The 16,936-nt window shown below is 70.6% G+C and carries 13 protein-coding genes; 10 read left to right on the forward strand and 3 right to left on the reverse strand.

Translation table 11 applies throughout. The features are described from left to right. Positions 1–39: 39 nt before the first annotated feature. Positions 40–1,242: a CaiB/BaiF CoA transferase family protein gene (locus Sp245p_RS28210; protein ID WP_041813185.1), complete on the reverse strand. Its 1,203-nt coding sequence runs from the start codon at positions 1,240–1,242 to the stop codon at positions 40–42. A gap of 404 nt (positions 1,243–1,646) precedes the next feature. Between Sp245p_RS28210 and Sp245p_RS28215 the strand changes: the two genes are divergently transcribed. The 10 genes from Sp245p_RS28215 (at position 1,647) to Sp245p_RS28260 (ending at position 12,438) form a co-directional block, all read left to right on the forward strand. After that, a complete protein-coding gene (locus tag Sp245p_RS28215) occupies positions 1,647–2,852 on the forward strand; it encodes an acetyl-CoA acetyltransferase (protein ID WP_420867247.1) in 1,206 nt (401 codons plus the stop codon). A gap of 29 nt (positions 2,853–2,881) precedes the next feature. Next, positions 2,882–3,274 carry a Zn-ribbon domain-containing OB-fold protein gene (locus tag Sp245p_RS28220; protein ID WP_041813188.1) on the forward strand — a complete coding sequence of 131 codons (393 nt, stop codon included), beginning with the start codon at positions 2,882–2,884 and terminating at the stop codon, positions 3,272–3,274. Positions 3,275–3,286: 12 nt separating this feature from the next. After that, positions 3,287–3,736, forward strand: coding sequence for a MaoC family dehydratase (locus tag Sp245p_RS28225; protein ID WP_014242262.1), 450 nt, complete (start codon positions 3,287–3,289; stop codon positions 3,734–3,736). Beyond that, positions 3,733–4,503 (forward strand): SDR family oxidoreductase, encoded by a 771-nt coding sequence (locus Sp245p_RS28230; protein WP_014242263.1) that lies wholly within the window; start codon positions 3,733–3,735, stop codon positions 4,501–4,503. The genes Sp245p_RS28225 and Sp245p_RS28230 overlap by 4 nt, the downstream gene beginning before the upstream one ends. A 68-nt stretch (positions 4,504–4,571) precedes the next feature. Then, complete coding sequence (locus tag Sp245p_RS28235) at positions 4,572–5,627, forward strand: ABC transporter substrate-binding protein (RefSeq protein ID WP_014242264.1); 1,056 nt, start codon at positions 4,572–4,574, stop codon at positions 5,625–5,627. A gap of 155 nt (positions 5,628–5,782) precedes the next feature. Beyond that, positions 5,783–7,576: an ABC transporter permease gene (locus tag Sp245p_RS28240; protein ID WP_165360010.1), complete on the forward strand. Its 1,794-nt coding sequence runs from the start codon at positions 5,783–5,785 to the stop codon at positions 7,574–7,576. After that, on the forward strand, positions 7,573–8,655 hold the full coding sequence (locus Sp245p_RS28245) for an ABC transporter ATP-binding protein (protein WP_014242266.1): 1,083 nt from the start codon (positions 7,573–7,575) through the stop codon (positions 8,653–8,655). Before Sp245p_RS28240 ends, Sp245p_RS28245 begins: the two co-directional genes overlap by 4 nt. A gap of 30 nt (positions 8,656–8,685) precedes the next feature. Further along, positions 8,686–9,501 (forward strand): enoyl-CoA hydratase, encoded by an 816-nt coding sequence (locus tag Sp245p_RS28250; protein WP_014242267.1) that lies wholly within the window; start codon positions 8,686–8,688, stop codon positions 9,499–9,501. Positions 9,502–9,644: 143 nt separating this feature from the next. After that, on the forward strand, positions 9,645–11,225 hold the full coding sequence (locus tag Sp245p_RS28255) for a tetratricopeptide repeat-containing sulfotransferase family protein (RefSeq protein WP_109139112.1): 1,581 nt from the start codon (positions 9,645–9,647) through the stop codon (positions 11,223–11,225). A 10-nt stretch (positions 11,226–11,235) separates the two neighbouring features. Beyond that, positions 11,236–12,438 (forward strand): glycosyltransferase family 9 protein, encoded by a 1,203-nt coding sequence (locus tag Sp245p_RS28260; RefSeq protein ID WP_014242269.1) that lies wholly within the window; start codon positions 11,236–11,238, stop codon positions 12,436–12,438. On the opposite strand, the gene Sp245p_RS28265 is transcribed toward Sp245p_RS28260, so the two are convergent. Together Sp245p_RS28265 and Sp245p_RS28270 are read right to left on the reverse strand one after the other, a co-directional pair. Further along, positions 12,407–12,931: an invasion associated locus B family protein gene (locus Sp245p_RS28265; RefSeq protein ID WP_014242270.1), complete on the reverse strand. Its 525-nt coding sequence runs from the start codon at positions 12,929–12,931 to the stop codon at positions 12,407–12,409. The two genes, Sp245p_RS28260 and Sp245p_RS28265, sit on opposite strands and share 32 nt — an antisense overlap. A gap of 5 nt (positions 12,932–12,936) precedes the next feature. Then, positions 12,937–16,707: an autotransporter domain-containing protein gene (locus Sp245p_RS28270; protein WP_041813191.1), complete on the reverse strand. Its 3,771-nt coding sequence runs from the start codon at positions 16,705–16,707 to the stop codon at positions 12,937–12,939. Positions 16,708–16,936: the final 229 nt, after the last annotated feature.

Genomic DNA, 16,936 nt, shown 5'->3' on the forward strand with positions numbered 1-16,936 from the left:
CGCCCGCCACCCGCCGCTCTCCCCCCACGCCGCCGGCCATCACACCACCGCGTCGCGACGGAAGGCGCCGATTTCGTCGGGACTGAAGCCGAGATCCGCCAGGATGGCGTCGGTGTGCTCGCCCAGCCGCGGTGCCGGGCTCTCCGCGGGCAGCGGAGCCTCCGGCATGGTGATCGGCACGGCGGCGAAGCGCTTGCCCGACCCCTCCGGCACCTCGACGACCATCTTGCGGTGGATCACCTGGGGATCGTTCAGCGCGTCCGGCACGCTGTTGATCGGGCTGGCCGGCACGTCGGCGTCCTCCATCGCGTCCAGCCAGGCGTCGCGCCCGCGGGTAAGGAAGACCTCGCGCAGCAGCAGCTCCAGCTCCGCATGGTTGGCGTTGCGGGCCGAGCCGGTGGGAAAGCGCGGGTCGGACAGCAGATGCTCCAGCCCCATGGCGCGGCACATGCGCTCCCACTGCTCGTTGGTGTCGACGCAGATGGCGATCGGCTTGTCGGCGGTGGGGAAGGCCTGGAAGGGGGCGATCAGCGGGTGGCGGCTGCCCAGCGCCCGCGGCGTCTCCCCGGCGTTCAGGAAACGGGCGATGGCGTTCTCCATCAGGGCGAGCTGGCAATCCAGCATCGCCACGTCGATGAAGCTGCCCTCGCCGGTGCTCGCCCGCTTCTGCAGGGCGGCGAGGATGCCGACGGCGGCGAACAGGCTCGACCCGATGTCGCCGATCGACGCGCCGACCCGGCAGGGATCGCCGCCCGGTTCGCCGGTGATGCTCATCATGCCGGACATCGCCTGCGCCACCACGTCGAAGCAGGGCCGGTGGCGGTAGGGGCCGTCCTGCCCGAATCCGGAGATCGAGGCGTAGACCAGCCGCGGATTGACCGCCTTCAGATCGGTGTAGCCCAGCCCCAGCCGGTCCATCGCCCCGGCCCGGTTGTTCTCCACCAGCACGTCGCAGGTCGCGACGATTTTCTTGAAAATCTCCTTCCCCTTTTCCTCCTTCAAGTTGAGCGTCAGACTCCGCTTGTTGCGGTTGACGCTGAGGAAGTAAATGCTTTCCTCCTCGCTGAAGGGGGCAATGATGCGGGTGAAATCGCCCTTGCCGGGACGCTCGATCTTGATGACCTCCGCCCCCAGCGCGCCGAGCAGCCACGTGCTGTAGGGGCCGGCCAACATGTGCGTGAGATCGACCACGCGCACGCCGGCCAAGGGGCCTTCGCGGCGTTGCGTATCGGTGTTGAGCATGCATGATCCTTCGGATGGCCGGACGCCGCGCAGGCGGTCCGGGCGGGGCCGCGCGCCCGGCTGGAAACCGGTCCGGTCCAGGGCGGCGGCGGGAATGCGATACCCAAAGGCTTGCGCCACGGCGGCCGGAAAACAATCGCTTAGTTTGGCCCAATCCGGTGCATGGAAGGCACCGTTCCGCGGATTTGCCCTGTGTGGTATTGGTGCGTTCCGTGCACCGGACCGCATCGTTTTTTCTGCTTGTGACACGAACTGTGTCCGGTAGTCTTGATCTTGCCGGGAGCGGATCGGCCTGATCGAAATCTCTGCCGGACATCGGAAAGTCTTCATGATTTCCGAGGCGGGCGGCCTCTTTACTCTCATCGCCTGTCCACTGAAGCCGCTCGGCGCGCGTCGCGGCAGCGATGCGCGGCCTTCCACAACCAGGAAAGGACAACCCGCGCGTGATCGATCTTTCGGGAAAGGCGGCCATTGCCGGCGTTTTTGAATCGCCCCGCCGGGATGCGCCGCGCGTCCACCCCTTCGCCCTTCAGATGGAGTGCATCCTCGGCGCGCTGGACGACGCCGGGCTGACGCTGAAGGACGTGGACGGGCTGTGCGCGGCCTCCGGCGACTGGGCCGAGGGCGGCAGCACCATGGATGTGGTCGAACTGGCCGAATACATCGGGATCGCGCCGACCTACGTGAACAGCACCGACGTCGGCGGCTGCTCCTACATCCTCCAGGCCGGGCAGGCGGCGGCGGCCATCGCCACCGGGCTGGCCGAGGTGGTGGTCATCAGCTACGCCGCCTGCCCGCGCTGGTGGCCGCTGAGCAGCCCGTCCTTCGACCCCTTTGTCTTCCCCGCCGGCCCCGGCCAGTACGAGATTCCCTACGCGCCGACGCTGATTTCGACCTACGGCCTGTTCGCCCGTCGCCATATGGACCTGTATGGCACCACACCGGAACAGCTTGCCCAGGTGGCCGTGACCTTCCGCGAGCACGCGGCAAAGAACCCCGACGCCCGGCTGCGCAAGCCGATCACGGTGGACGACGTGCTGGCCTCGCCGATGATCGCCTCGCCGCTGCACCGGCTGGACTGCTGCGTGGTGACCGACGGCGGCGGCGCCGTCGTGATGACCAGCCGGGAGCGGGCGCGCGACCTGAAGAAGCCGCCGGTCCATGTGGTCGGCTACGGGGCCGCCGTGGCGCGCACCCAGAACAGCCAGATCCCCGACGACCTGACCACCCCGGCGGCGCTGTCCGGCCCGCGCGCCTTCGCCATGGCCGGGGTGACCCCCGGCGAGATCGACGTGGCGCAGATCTACGACGCCTTCACCATCACGCCGATGCTGGCGCTGGAGGATCTGGGCTTCTGCGGTCGCGGGGAGAGCGGCGCCTTCGTCGCGGACGGCAACCTGACGCTGGGCGGCAGCCTGCCGACCAACACCGATGGCGGCGGGCTGTCGTCCAACCATCCTGGCAAGCGCGGCATCTTCACCCTGATCGAGAGCGTCCGCCAACTGCGCGGCGAGGGGCCGGGCGTCCAGGTGCCCGACGCCCGCATCGCCCTGGCCCATGGGCTGGGCGGCACCTTCTGCTCCGCCGCCACCGCCATCCTTGCCCGGTAAGGTGCCCGATGACAGCCCCAACGACCAGCATGACCATTCCGCCCGTCCAGGACGAGACCTCCGCCCCCTTCTGGGACGCGGCGCGCGAGGGGCGCTTCCTGATCCAGCGCTGCCCGGAGACCGGGCGGTTCCAGTGGTACCCGCGTGCGCACTCCATCCACGCCCCGCACGCCCGCCCGGAGTGGGTCGAGGCGAGCGGGCGCGGCGAGTTGCTGACCTATTCGGCCGTCCATCGCGGCAACCAGCGCGGCGATCCCTACGTCTGCGCCCTGATCCGGATGGAGGAGGGCGTCACCGTCTTCTCCCGCGTCGAGGGGGTGGCGGAGGCCGATCTGCGGGCCGGGCTGCCGCTCGCCGTGGCCTTCCACCAGCTCGACGAGACCACCAGCCTTCCCGTGTTCCGCCCGCGGACTCCCGACTGAGGGTGCCTTGACATGACCGCCATCCATCTCGACGACATCAAGCCGGGCGACCGGACGCGCTCCTCGCGCGTCACCGTCACCGAGGCGCACATCGTCTGGTTCGCCGGCCTGACCGGCGACTTCAACCCGCTGCACATGGACGCCGAGGCCGCCAAGGCCAACGGCTTCGGGCGGACCATCGCCCACGGCATGCTGACCCACTCGCTCAGCACCGGGCTGCGCTCGGCCATCGACGACTGGGCGATCCTCGCCTTCCTGGAGACGCGCCGCCGCTTCGTCGGGCCGGTCTTCGCCGGCGACACCGTGCATTACGAGGCGGAGGTGGCGGAGGTCCGCCCCAGCGCCTCCAAGCCCGACCGCGGCATCGTCCGCGTCGCCATCACCGTAAAGAACCAGCGCGGCGAGACCGTGCAGGAGGGTGAGGACGTGCTCTCCATCGCCCGCAAGGAGGCGCAGGCATGAGTGCCCCAACCACCCATCCCCGCCGTCTCGCCGGCCGTGTCGCCTTCGTCACCGGCGGCGGCGGCGGCATCGGTCGCGCCGTCTGCGAGCGGCTGGCCGCGGAGGGCGCCGCGGTCGTCGTCGCCGACATCGGGGCCGAGGTCGCCGAGACCGTCGCCGCCGCGCTGCGCGCCGAGGGGGCTCAGGCCCACGCCACCGCGCTGAACGTCGCCGACCGGGAAAGCTGGGGCGCCGCCGTGACCGGCCTGCCCGAGGCATTCCGGGGCGTGGACATCATGGTCAACGTTGCCGGCATCGTCCGCGACCGCTCGCTGCCCAAGATGACCGACGCGGAATGGAGCGCCGTCATCGACGTGAACCTGCGCGGCACGTGGCTGGGTTGCCAGACGGCCTTCCGGCTGGTCGGCGACCGCGGCTGGGGGCGCATCGTCAACATCGCCTCAACGGCGATCCTGGGGACCTTCGGGCAGGCCAACTACTCCGCCTCCAAGGCCGGGGTGGTCGGGCTGACCCGCACCGCCGCCCTGGAAGGGGCGCGCCGCGGCATCCTGGTCAACGCCGTCGCTCCGGGGGTCGTGGAGACCGCCATCGTCGAGGGGGTGCCCGACGCGGTGCGCTCGCAATGGCTGGAGAAGACGCCCATCGGGCGCCTGGGCAAGCCGGCGGAGATCGCCGCCGTCGTCGCCTTCCTGGCGTCCGACGACGCGGCCTACGTCACCGGCCAGACCATCGTCGCCGACGGTGGGGCGACCACCGGCGATTACTGACTTTTACTGAAGAACGAAGAACGACGCCGAAACGGCGGTACCGCAACAACAAGACAGGGATTGGCAACATGATGGAATTCTCTCGCCGCCGCCTTCTCCAGACCGGCGGACTCGTCGGCACCGCCCTGGTGACCGGCGGGCTGGCCGGCACCGCCTTCTCGCGCATCGCGTCGGCGGCGGACGACCCGCTCTACGCCGCCGCGAAGAAGGAAGGCGCCCTGACCCTCTACTGGGGCTCCTACGAGCAGCAGACGATGGAGGCGATCCGCGACGCCTTCAAGGCGAAGTATCCGGGCATCGAGGTCAACCTGCTCCGCCAGGCCTCGCAGACCGTCTACACCCGCCTGCGCATGGAGCTGCAGAGCGGCGTCCACGAGTGCGACTCGCTGGGCACCACCAACATGCTGCACTACACCGAGCTGAAGAAGATCGGCGCGCTGGCGCCCTTCGAGCCGGTGGACGGCGTGCACATCCCGGACGCCTTCCGCAACCTCGACCCCGACAAGATGTTCCATGTCGGCGCCATCAGCCTGACCAGCATCAACTACGCGCCGGGCAAGGTCCAGACCCCGCCGGCCAGCTGGCAGGCGCTGCTGGAGGACCAGTGGCAGGGCAAGATCACCACGGGCAGCCCGGCCTTCTCCGGCGACGTGGCGAACTGGGTGGTCGCCATCCGCCGCAAGTACGGCGACGACTTCCTGCGCGCCTTCGGCAAGCAGAAGCCGAAGGTCGGCCAGTCCAACGTCGACACCGTGACCGACATCCTGGCCGGTGAGCGCGTCGTCGGTTCCGGCGCGCCCTTCAGCTACACGCTGACCCAGAAGGCCGCCGGCAACCCCATCGACGTGGTGGCGCCGTCCGACGACGCCATCCTGAACCTGGGCGTCACCGGCATCCTGGCGAAGGCCCCGCACCCGAACGCGGCCCGTCTGTTCACCAACTTCCTCTATTCCACGGAGGTGTCGATGATCCTCCAGAAGAACTACTGGCCGACATTGCGCAAGGACGTGCCCTGGGCGGAAGGGCGGTCGCTGGACCAGTTGAAATGGTACCGCAACACCGGCGACGACCTCGGCCCGGAGGTCGCGGAAGGCATCGCCAAGTGGAAGGAACTGGTGCGCTGATCGCTGTTTCCCTCTCCCCTTGGGGAGAGGGGTAGGGTGAGGGGGTTGCACGTGTCGGTGCGTTCGGCAAAGGCGCAACCCCCTCACCCGCCTGCTTCGCGGGCACCCTCTCCCCGGAGGGGCGAGGGACAGTACGGACAATGGAGGCGGACCCTATGGGGGTCATTTCAACGGACAGCCCAGACAGCGCAGCCGCGGCAACCGCGCGCCCGGCGATGGCCCGCGTGCCGCTCGCCAGGACCGTGGTCTTCGGCGCCGTCGCCCTTCTTCTCTTCCTGCTGGTGGTCCTGCCCTTCGGCTGGGTTCTCAACAACAGTTTCCACGACGACCTGACCGGCGCCTGGACGCTCGGCAACTATGCGCGGATCTTCCAGTCGGTGGACCTGCTGGAGCCCCTGTTCAACTCGCTGCTCCTCGCCGTGGCGACCGCGGTGATCGCCGTCGGCATCGGCGTGCCGCTGGCCTGGCTAGTGTCGCGGACCGACCTGCCGTTCCGCCGCACCATCCGCGTGCTGACTCTGACCGCCTTCGTCACCCCGTCCTTCATCGGAGCGACCGGCTGGATTCTGCTGGCAGCCCCCAACTCCGGCTGGCTGAACGCGCTGTGGCGCTCGCTGGCCGGGGCGGAGGCGGGGCCGCTGCTGAACATCTACTCGATGACCGGGGCGATCTTCATCTGCGGCATCTACACCGTCCCCTACAGCTTCACCATGGTGTCGAGCGCGCTCGACGAGATGGCCGTGGAGCTTGAGGACGCCGCCGCCACGCTGGGCTCCGGCACGCTGCGCACCATGCTCAGCATCACCATCCCGCTGGTTACCCCGGCGGTGATCGCCAGCTTCATCCTGTCCTTCATCCAGGGGCTGACGCTGTTCGGCGTTCCGGCCTTCCTGCTGACGCCGACCGGCATCCCGGTGGTGACGACCAAGCTGGCCGAGTTCTACCAGCTCTTCCCGCCGGAAATCTACATGGCGGCCGCCTATTGCATGCCGCTGCTGCTGGTCACCGCCATGCTGTTCTGGATGCGCCGCCGCATCCTGGGCCGCAAGCAGTTCGTCACCATCTCCGGCAAGAGCCGGGCGGGGCGGCGGATCGCGCTGGGCGCCGCCCGCTGGCCGGCCTTCGGGGCGGCGCTGCTGCTGCCGCTGGTCTCGGTGTTCCTGCCCTACGCGGCGCTGCTGCTGGTGTCGCTGACCCGCGCCTGGGGCCAGGGCCTGTCGTGGGAGAACCTGTCGCTGCATTGGTACTGGTGGGCGCTGTTCGGAAACTCGGAGACGCACACCGCCATCGTCAACTCGCTGGTGTTCTCGACGCTGGCGGCGACGCTCTGCGTGATGCTCGGCACCGTCGTCGCCTACATCGTGGAGCGGCGGATGGTCTTCGGCGCCAGCCTGTTCGGCGCGGTGGCGACGGTTCCCATCATCATCCCCGGCATCGTCATGTCGGTCGGCTTCTTCGCCGCCTACACGCGGGCGCCGCTGAACCTCTACGGCACGCCGCTGCTGCTGGTCGCGGCCTTCGCGGCGACCTTCCTGCCCATCGCCTATGCTCATGGCGGGTCGATCCTCAAGGGCATCGGGCCGGAGCTGGAGCGCGCCGCCCGCAGCCTGGGTGCGGGGGAGGGACGGACCTTCCTGTCGATCACCATCCCGCTGATGGGCGGCGGGCTGCTGTCGGGCTGGTTCCTGGTCTTCATCCCGATCATCCGCGAGCTGTCGGTGGCCGTTTTCCTCATCACGCCCAAGACCAACGTGATGACCACGCTGATCTACAACGCCAAGGACGGCGGCAATTACGAGGCCGTCTGCGCCATGAGCGTCCTTCTCCTCCTCATCACGCTGGCGCTGGTGGCCGCCGCCGGTCCCCTGACGCGCCTGACCACCGTGCGCCGCACCTCTCGCAAATCCGGTCGTAAAACCGCCCCGGCGGAAGGAGTTCTCCCTACATGAGCGGGATCCGCATCAAGAACCTCCGCAAGTCCTTCGGCACCTACACCGCGCTGCACGGCATCGACCTGCAGGTCCCCAACGGCACGCTGCTGGCCCTGCTGGGCCCGTCCGGCTGCGGCAAGTCCACGACCCTCCAGCTCCTTGCCGGGTTCGAGGCGCCGACGGAGGGGGAGATCTGGGCCGACGACGTGCTGCTGTCCTCGGCGCGCGGGGTGCTGCCGCCGGAGAAGCGCGGCATCTCCCTGGTGTTCCAGAACTACGCGGTGTGGCCGCACAAGACGGTGGCGGAGAATGTGGCCTTCGGCCTCGCCATCCGCCGCCTGCCCAAGGCGGAGATCGCCGAGCGGCTGGACCGCACGCTGCGCACCGTCCGGCTGGAGGCGCTGCGTGACCGCTACCCGTCGGAGCTGTCGGGCGGCCAGCAGCAGCGCGTGGCGCTGGCCCGCGCGCTGGCGGTGGAGCCGCGCATCCTCCTGCTCGACGAGCCGCTGTCCAACCTGGACGCCCATCTGCGCGAGGAGATGCGGTTCGAGATCCGGCAGGTCCACGACCTGCTGGGGCTGACCACCGTCTACGTCACCCACGACCAGTCGGAGGCGCTGGTCACCGCCGACCGCATCGCCGTCATGAAGTCGGGCCACCTCCAGCAACTCGGCTCGCCGGAGGACATCTTCGAGCGGCCGTCCAACGCCTTCGTCGCCACCTTCATCGGCGCCAACAACGAACTGGCCGGGACCAGCGAGGGCAACGGCGCCATCCGCGTCGGCAGCCATGTGCTGACCGCCCCCGACCGCAGCGGGGCGGCGCATGGCGGGACGGTGTCGCTGTGCGTGCGGCCCTCCCAGGTCCGGCTGTTCGGCGCCGAGGAGACGGGACTGCCGGCCGAGGGCTGCAACGTGCTGTCCGGCACGGTCCAGCGCTCCGCCTATCTGGGCGAATACCGCGACGTGCTGGTGGATCTGGGGGGCGGGCGGACGCTGCGCGCCTTCATTCCGCCCGCTCAGAGCTTCGCTCCGGGCAGCGTGGTGACGGCGCTGCTTCCCATCGGCTCCTGCCAGATCCTCGGGCCAGCGGCCTGATCGCGGCTTAAAACTAAGAAAGTCCGAACGATGACCATCGCCACGACTGGCGAGGCCGACGCCTTGCCCGAAATCCTGACCGAGCGGCGCGGAGCCGTCCAGTGGGTGATCTTCAACCGGCCCAAGGCGCGCAACGCCATCACCCCCTGGATGGAGGACCGGCTGATCGAAATCTGCCGGGAGGTCGACGCGGACCCGGCGGTGAAGGCCCTGGTGCTGACCGGTGCGGCCGGCGACAAGCCCGCCTTCATGGCCGGCGCCGACCTGTCCTGCCTGCAGAGTGTCAAGACGCCGGAGGACTACACGATCCTGGAGGACCGCGCGGAGACCGCGGCGATGGCGCTGGAGGCGGTGCGCGTTCCAACCATCGCCGCCCTGGCCGGCGCCTGCGTGGGGGAGGGGGCTCTGCTCGCCGCCTGCTGCGACGTGCGCATCGCCACGCCGTCGGTGCGCTTCGGCTTTCCCATCGCCCGCACGGTCGGCAACTGTCTGAGCATCAAGAACCTTGCCCGGCTGGCCGCCATCCTCGGCACCGCGCGGACCAAGGAGATGATCTTCAGCGCCCGCCTGCTGACCGCCGACGACTTGGCCGGCGCCGGCGCCCTGCGCGGCGTCGTGCCGGACGACGACCTCACCGAGCGCACCCAGGAGTTGGCCGAGGAGCTGGCGGGCCTCGCTCCGCTGACCCTGTGGACGACGCGTGAGGCCCTGCGGCGCTGGCGCGACCATGGGCTGCCGGCGGACGGCGACGCCGACCTGCTCCGCCTCTGCTACCTCTCCGCCGATTATCAGGAGGGCATCGCGGCCTTCCTGGAGAAGCGCCGCCCGGTCTGGGTGGGGCAGTAGGTCCGGCACAAGCGCAACCCCCTCACCCTAACCCTCTCCCCGGAGGGGAGAGGGGATTCCTTGCCGCCATCCATACCCTTCACTATCCTGCCGCCGCACCACGCGCCCATGCGGGCGTTCAGCCGCCATGGGACCCGCCTGTCATGCCGACCACGCCCGACGACCTTCCGAGCGGCGCCCCCGACGTCGCGGCGCTGGAGCGGCGGTTGCGGGCCGCTCCCGACGATCTCGCGGCGACGCAGGAGTTGGCGGGGCTGCTGTTCCAGGCCGGCCGCGCGGTTGACGCCGAGCCTCACGCCCGCAACGCGGTCCGGCTGGCGCCGGAGGACGCGCGCTCCCACACGCTGATGGCGCTGGTGCTGGCCGACACCCACCGGCCCCAGGCCGCCGAGTTCCATTACCGCCGGGCGCTGGCCCTGGCGCCGCCGGACGCCGCGACGGTCGCCAACCTTGCCTGGAGCCTGACCCGGCAGGGCCGGCTGGAAGAGGCGCGGCGGACCTACCGCCGGGCCGCGGCGCTGCATCCGTCCATCGCCCTGACGTGGCACGGCTGGGCGCAGACCGAGGAGGCCGCCCGCGATCTTCCCGCCGCGCGACGGCTGGTGGACCGCGCCCGGCGGCTCGACCCTGGCCACCGTGGCGCCGACACCTTCGCGGCGGCTCTGCTGGCCCGGCAAGGAGAGGAAGAGAGGGCGCTTGCCGTTCTGGACGCCTCGGCCGCCCGCCATGGCGGCCCCGACCCCGACGCGCTGCTTGAGGCGGGGCGCATCCTCGACCGGCTGAGCCGGCACGACGAGGCCTTCGCTGCCTTCGCCGCCGGCAAGGCGCTGCTGCGGCAGGCCGGGCGCCGCTACGGCGAGGAGGAGGCGGTGGACCTCATCGCGCGCCTCGCCGCCTTCTTCGTGGCGCCGCGCCTGCGCCTGATGCCGCGGCCCGCCACGCCCGCCGCCGGACCGCAGCCGGTCTTCATCGCGGGCGCCCCGCGCTCCGGCACCACGCTGGTCGAGCAGATCCTGTCCAGCCATCCGACCATCGCCGCGGGGGACGAACTGCCTTCGCTCGGCGCGGTGGTCCGGGCGCTGCCACAGACGCTGGGCAGCCCGCTCGGCTATCCGGAAGCGCTGTCGGAGCTGTGGATGGGCGACCAGCGCGACGGGCTGGAGCGGCTGCGCAACGCCTACCTGCGCCAAGCCCGCAAGCTGGTTCCGGTCAAGCCCGGCCACACGCTGTTCACCGACAAGATGCCTTTCAACGAGACGCATCTCGGTTTGATCGCGCTGATGTTCCCCTCGGCACCGGTGGTGCATGTGCTGCGCCATCCGCTGGACGTCGTGCTGTCGATGATGGGCACCAACCTGACCCACGGCTTCCATTGCGCCAACGATGTCGAGACCGCGGCGCGCCATGTCCTTCTGGTGTTCGATCTGGTGGAGCATTACCGGCGGGAGATGCCGCTGCGCTACCTGCCGCTGCGCTACGAGGATCTGGTGCGGGAGCCGGAGCCGGCGGTGCGGCGCTTGCTGGGCTTCCTCGGGCTGGGCTTCGACCGGCGCTGCCTGCGCTTCGAAGAGAACCGGCGCCACGCCCGCACGCCCAGCCACGCCCAGGTCGCGGAAAAGCTCTACAGCCGCTCCATCGACCGTCACCGCGCCTACAGGACCCATCTGAAGCCGGCGATCCCGATCCTGGAGCCGGTCATTCTCGGGCTGGGCTACAGCCTGTAGCATGCCCCCCATGCCTCCGTCCGACAGCGACCTCTGCGAAATCCGCCGCCGCGAAGGCCGGCTGGACGAGGCCGCTGTCCATGGCCGCCGCGCCGTCGCGCTCGATCCCGGCGACGCGGCGGGCTGGTACAATCTGGGTGTGGCGCTCTACGACCGGCTGGAGGTCGCGGCGTCGATCGCCTGCGAGCGCCGCGCCGTCCGGCTCGCCCCGGATGCGCCGGGGCCGCATTTCGAACTGGCCGAGGGGCTGTTGCTCTCCGCCCAGTGGAAGGAGGGATGGCGGGAGTATGACTGGCGCTGGCGCCTTCCCGGCGTGCCGCCGCTGATTCCGCCCGCCATTCTGGAGCGGCATGGACACTCCGCCGCACGGTCCTGGGATGGCCGCCCCTTGCCCGAGGACACCCTTCTTCTGGTCGCCGACCAGGGCTTCGGCGACACCATCCAATTCGCCCGTTACCTGCCGATGGCGGCGGCGCTCTGCCGGAATCTCGTGGTCGCCTGCAGCCCGGACATGCGGCCGGTGATCCGGTCCCTTCCCGGCGGATACCGGACGGTCACCGACTGGGAGGAGGCGCCGCCCTTCGCCGCCCACGCCGCGCTGTCCAGCCTGCCGGGGCTGTTCGGCACGAGGCCCGACAGCGTTCCGCCGCCGCTCCCCGGCCTGCGGGCCGAGCCGGAGCGGGTGCAGCGCTGGACGGAGCGCCTGGACGGGCTGTTGCCCCGCGGCTACCGCCGCGTCGGGCTGGTCTGGGCGGGGCGCCCGACCCATGGCAACGACCGCAACCGCTCCCTGCCTCTCGCGCGGCTGGCACCGTTCTTCACGCTGGAGAAGACCGCGCTGGTGTCGCTCCAGAAGGGGCCGGCGCAGGCCGAGGCCGCCCGCTATTACGGGACGTCGCCGCTGGTCGATCTGGGGCCGGAGCTGGAGAGTTTCGCCGACACCATGGCGGTGCTGGGGCAGCTCGACCACGTCGTCTGCGTGGACACGGCGGTCGCCCATCTGGCCGGGGCGATGGGGCACCCGACCGCGGTCCTGCTGCCTTACGCGCCGGACTGGCGCTGGCTGCTCGGCCGCAGCGGCACGCCCTGGTATCCCACCGTCACGCTGCACCGGCAGCCGGCGCCGGGGCGGTGGGAGGAAGCCATCCGCGGTGCCGTCGCCGCGGTGACCGGAAGCAACATCAGGGCTTCAGGGCGGCCAAGCCGTCGGTGATGCCCTTGGTGGAGAGCGGGAAGGCCACGGCCTGCGTCCCGCCGTAGGGGCGGACGGTGATCTGCGCCCCTTTGGAGCGGCGCAGCGCGGTCAGGGTTGCCTCGTCCATCGGGGCGTTGGCGAGGCAACCGTCCTGGATGCACTGCTGGTAGGTCAGCGGCAGCGGCTTGCCGTCGTCGATGGTCAGGGCCGCCCCGGCGCGCAGGTCGACGCCCAGCGGCAGGATCACCACCATCACCCCCTTGCCGTCGGGGGCGAAGTAGCCCACCGACGCTTTGAGGATGCGGGTCGCCTGCTTCGCCTCCTTGTTCTCCATCACGCGGGTCTGCGACAGGAAGCAGCGCGGCTTGCCGTCCGGGGGCGTCTCGCATTCGGTCTGCCAGTCGCCGAAGGTCTTGCCCGGCTCCACCGCCCCGGCGGGAGTTCCGCCCGCGATGAGGAGGGGGAGCGCCGCCAGCGCCCCCGTGATGATGGCCTTGCGCATCGCCGTCATGCTCCTCACAGCTTCCATTTCAGGCCGGCGGTCGCCGACACCGTGTTCTCGCGGGCGCGGATCGCGTCCTGAACGCCGATGGTGGCGGTCAGCCGGTCGTCCAGTGCCACGCCCAGCCCGGCGCCGATCACCAGGGCGTCGCGGCCCGGCTTGCTGGCGTCGGCGGTGAAGGCCACCCCGCCCAGACGGTTGGTGGTGGAGGCCGTGGCGTCGGCGAAGTCGTGCTCCCACGCCAGGGCGGCGTCGGGCAGCAGGCGCCAGCCGCCGACCGTCACGCTGGTGCCGGCGCGCACGCCGACGGCGCTGCGCAGGCTGGTCCAGCCCGCCGCCTCGACGTCCAGCGCCACGCCGCCGCCGGACTCGCGGAACGCCTCGCGGGTGATGCGGTCGAAGCGCAGGCCAGCCCGCGGCTCGATCCACGCGCTGTCCGACCCGGCGAAGGCCATGCGGTGCCCGGCGGCGATCTCGGCGGAGAAATCATGGCCGTTCGCGCTGCCGCTGGCGCCCTGGCCCAGCGTGCCGAAGGCGATGCCGCGCGAGGCGTCGTAGTTGGCGTAGCCGTAGCCGATGGCGCCTTCGACGAAGGGGCTGTCGGCCGTGCCGCGCAGGCTCCAGGAGCCGTAGAGGGTCGCCTGATAGCTGTCCACGTCGGCCTTGCCCAGCCCGTCGCGCGAGGTGACGCGGTTGCGCAGGTAGCCGAGCGCCACACCGCCGCTCACGCCGTTCTCGTAGCTGTGGTCGGCGCCGAGCAGGAAGCCGCCGATCCGCTCGGTGGTGCCGGCGGCGTTTCCGTCCGAGCCGGTCCGGCTGTAGGCCGCCAGCGGCTGGCCCCACACGCCGCCCGAGCCACGGGTCTCGCCCGTCTCGCCGACGGCACGCGTGCCGTTGCCACCACCGGCCAGCCGGACGCCGGAGGACGCGGCCTCACCGCCGCGGAGCGCCGACAGGCGGCTTTCCACCGCGCTGCCGAACAGGCGGCGGTTGGTGCGGTCGGCGGCCAGCGTGTCGGCGTGCAGCTTGCCCGAGAGCTGGTCGAGCGCCCCGGCGATGCCGCTGCCCGGCAGGCCATAGAGGCCGCTGAACAGCGGGGCGGCGACGCCCTCCAGCCGCGCCCCGGCGGCCGGACGAAGCGCGTCCACCGCCGCGCCGGCGGCCTGCTGGTTGCGGGTGCCGCCGCGCACCGCGTAGTTCGTCGGCGTGACCACCAGCCGGACGGTGTTGGCGCCGTACAGCGTGTCGAAGCGGGTGCCGGCCGGCAGGCCCGCCGCCGGCTGGGTCACCGCGGCGAAGCTGCCGGACACCCCGCCGTCCGCCTGGACGATGGTGAAGCTCTGCCCCAGCGTGGCGGTGTAGGCGTTGGTGGCGTCGCCGCTGATGCCGCGCAGCACCGGAGCCAGCGTGCCGCCGGCAGTGAAGGACGCTGTCTCGACGCGGATTTGATCGTGGCGGCCGGCACCGTTGCCGGCGGTCGGGCCGTCGATCTCGGCGCGCAGCACGCTGGTGCCGGTCAGCGTCACGGCGGACTGGAAGGTCAGCACGCCGGGGGAATTGCCGGGCGACAGGGTGCCGGACAGCACCGCCGGCCCGACGACCACGCCATGCCCGCCGAACGTCGATCCGGCGCTGGTGGTGAGCGATCCGGCGACGAAGCCGTCGACGGTGGCCGCGGCACCGTTCCCCAGGGTGACCGCGCCGGTGGTCCCGGTGGCGGCCACGGTGATGGTGCCCTCGCCGACGGTGACCGGGGCCATGACGACGCCGGCCAGGGTGGCGCTGCCGCCGGAGGTGACGGTGACCGCCCCGTTGACCGCGCCGTTGGCGGCGACGGTCAGGGTGCCGCCCTGCACCGCCAGCGTGCCACCGACGCCGCCGCCCTCGACCACGGTCATGGCGCCGCCGCGCGCCACCGTCACCGGAACGGCGACCACGCCGCCGACCGTGGCGCTGCCGCCATTGTTCAGGGCGAGCGTGCCGCCCGCCACCACGCCGCTCTTGGCGACGGTCAGGGCCGCGCCGTCGCCGACCGACAGGCCGCCGGCGTTGGCGAGCTGCCCGGAGACGACCACCGTGCCGGGGCCGGACGCGGCCAGCGCGCCGTTGCCGCTGACCGAGCCCGCCAGCGTGACGGTGCTGCCGTCCGGCGTGATGGTGCCGCCGCGGCTGGTCACGGTGACCGACTGGCCGACCGTCAGCGGCGAGGCCGGACGCAGCGTGCCGCCGTCGAACGTGACCGAACTGCCCTGGACCGCGCCGTCGCCGTTGGAGAAGCTGGGGCGGCTGGTGTCGATCACGCCGGTCGCCGGGGGCGTCGGGGTGGGCGTGGGATCGGGGTTCGGTGTCGGGTCAGGATTTGGGTTGGGGGTCGGATTGGGATTCGGATTCGGATTGGGATTCGGCTCGGGCTCGGGCTCGGGCTCGGGCACGGGCTCGGGTTCGGGTTCCGGCTGTGGGACCACCTTGGTCAGGGTGAGCTGGATTCGGTTGTTCGCCGTGTCCAGGGTGGCCGTCGGGGTCAGCGTCGTGTCGCTGTTGGTGACGGAGGTGAAGCCGCCGGACACCCCGCCCGCCGCGGTCAGGATGGTGTAGGTCGTGCTGTCGCCGTAGCCGCCGCCGGTGGAGGTGATGGCCAGCGCGCCGCCCATCGTGGCGGTGCCGGTGACGGCCAGCTTGCTGGCGGTGCTGGAGGTCGTCCGGATCGCCAGCGTGCTTCCGCTCTGCTGCGTGTAGTTTCCGGTGACGGTCAGCGTGCCGGGGGTGCCGGTGGCACCGGGGGTCAGGGTGGTGCCCGATGGGCTGGTCACGTTGCCGACGACGGTTCCCGTCCCGGTGAGCGCCGTGCCGCCGGCCAGCTGGAGCGCCGTGGTGAGGGTACCGTCGACGCGCAAGGTCCCGCTCTGGACGTCCGTCGTGGCGGCGGAACTCGCGCCGCCCAGCGTCCAGGCCGTTCCGTTCAGGGTCAAGGTGGTGATGCCGGACACCGGTCCCGCGATGGAGCCGCTTCCCTCCAGGTTCAGCGAGTGGGTGCCGCTCAAGGCCGTGATGCCGCCGATCACCACGCTGGCGTCCTTCAGCGTGATCGTGCCGCTGCCTTGCCCCGCGAAGGTCCGGATCGCGCTGAAGCCGGAACCGGCCACGATCGTTCCGTGATTGACGATGGTCGTGGGGCCGTTGGTGGCAATCGCGTCGGTGGTCGAGATGATCGTGCCGTAATTGACGACCGAACTGGCGCTTATCGCGTTGATCCGGATGGCGGGATAATTGATCTGCTGGAATTCCGTCGCCGGCCGCACGCTCTTGATGAGCGCCGTGCTGTTGCTCGGCGAGCCGTTCGTGATGTCGGCGGAATGCTTGATCTCGATGGCGGACCAGTTGCCGATGATGGTCCCGGTGTTCTGGACGACGGATTTGATGCCGCCCGCCGAGTTCTCGATGAGGATGCCCATGAAGGTGTTGGGCACGCTGATCAGCCCGGAATTGATGATCGTGCCGTAGCTGTGCGCGTAGATGCCGTCGGCCTGGCTGTAGTTCGTCGGCTCCGAGATCTTGATGGTGCCCTGGTTGGTCAGGGTCCATCCAGCGCTCGACTGAACCCAGACGCCGGTGGCCAGAGGATACTGGACCGATGGGCCGGTGTCGTCCACGCCGCCCGTGCTGGTGATCAGGATGTTGCCGGCGGTCGGGTAGAAGCTCTCGGTCGTCTTGACCGTCGACAGAGTCTCGATCGGTGCCGCGTTCGCGGCGAGCGACACGCCAAGCGCGAGGGGGGCGGCGACCATCGCTGGGAGGCGTCCGCCCGACATGAGGCTTCGGCGGATCGTCTCAAGGGGGGACATCGACGGCGGCATGGGCGACTCACCTTGCGAGCGGGGCGTAAGCGTTACGACCAATGGTTTACACCATCCGATCATAACGGGCATCTCGCATTGTCGCCAAGACAAAATATACAAACGTATGGGAATTTGAAATTTAATTTTTATCTAATCTTGCAAATTGCGCAGAAAAAGA

It is taken from the genome of Azospirillum baldaniorum (assembly GCF_003119195.2).
GTDB classification, from domain to species: domain Bacteria; phylum Pseudomonadota; class Alphaproteobacteria; order Azospirillales; family Azospirillaceae; genus Azospirillum; species Azospirillum baldaniorum.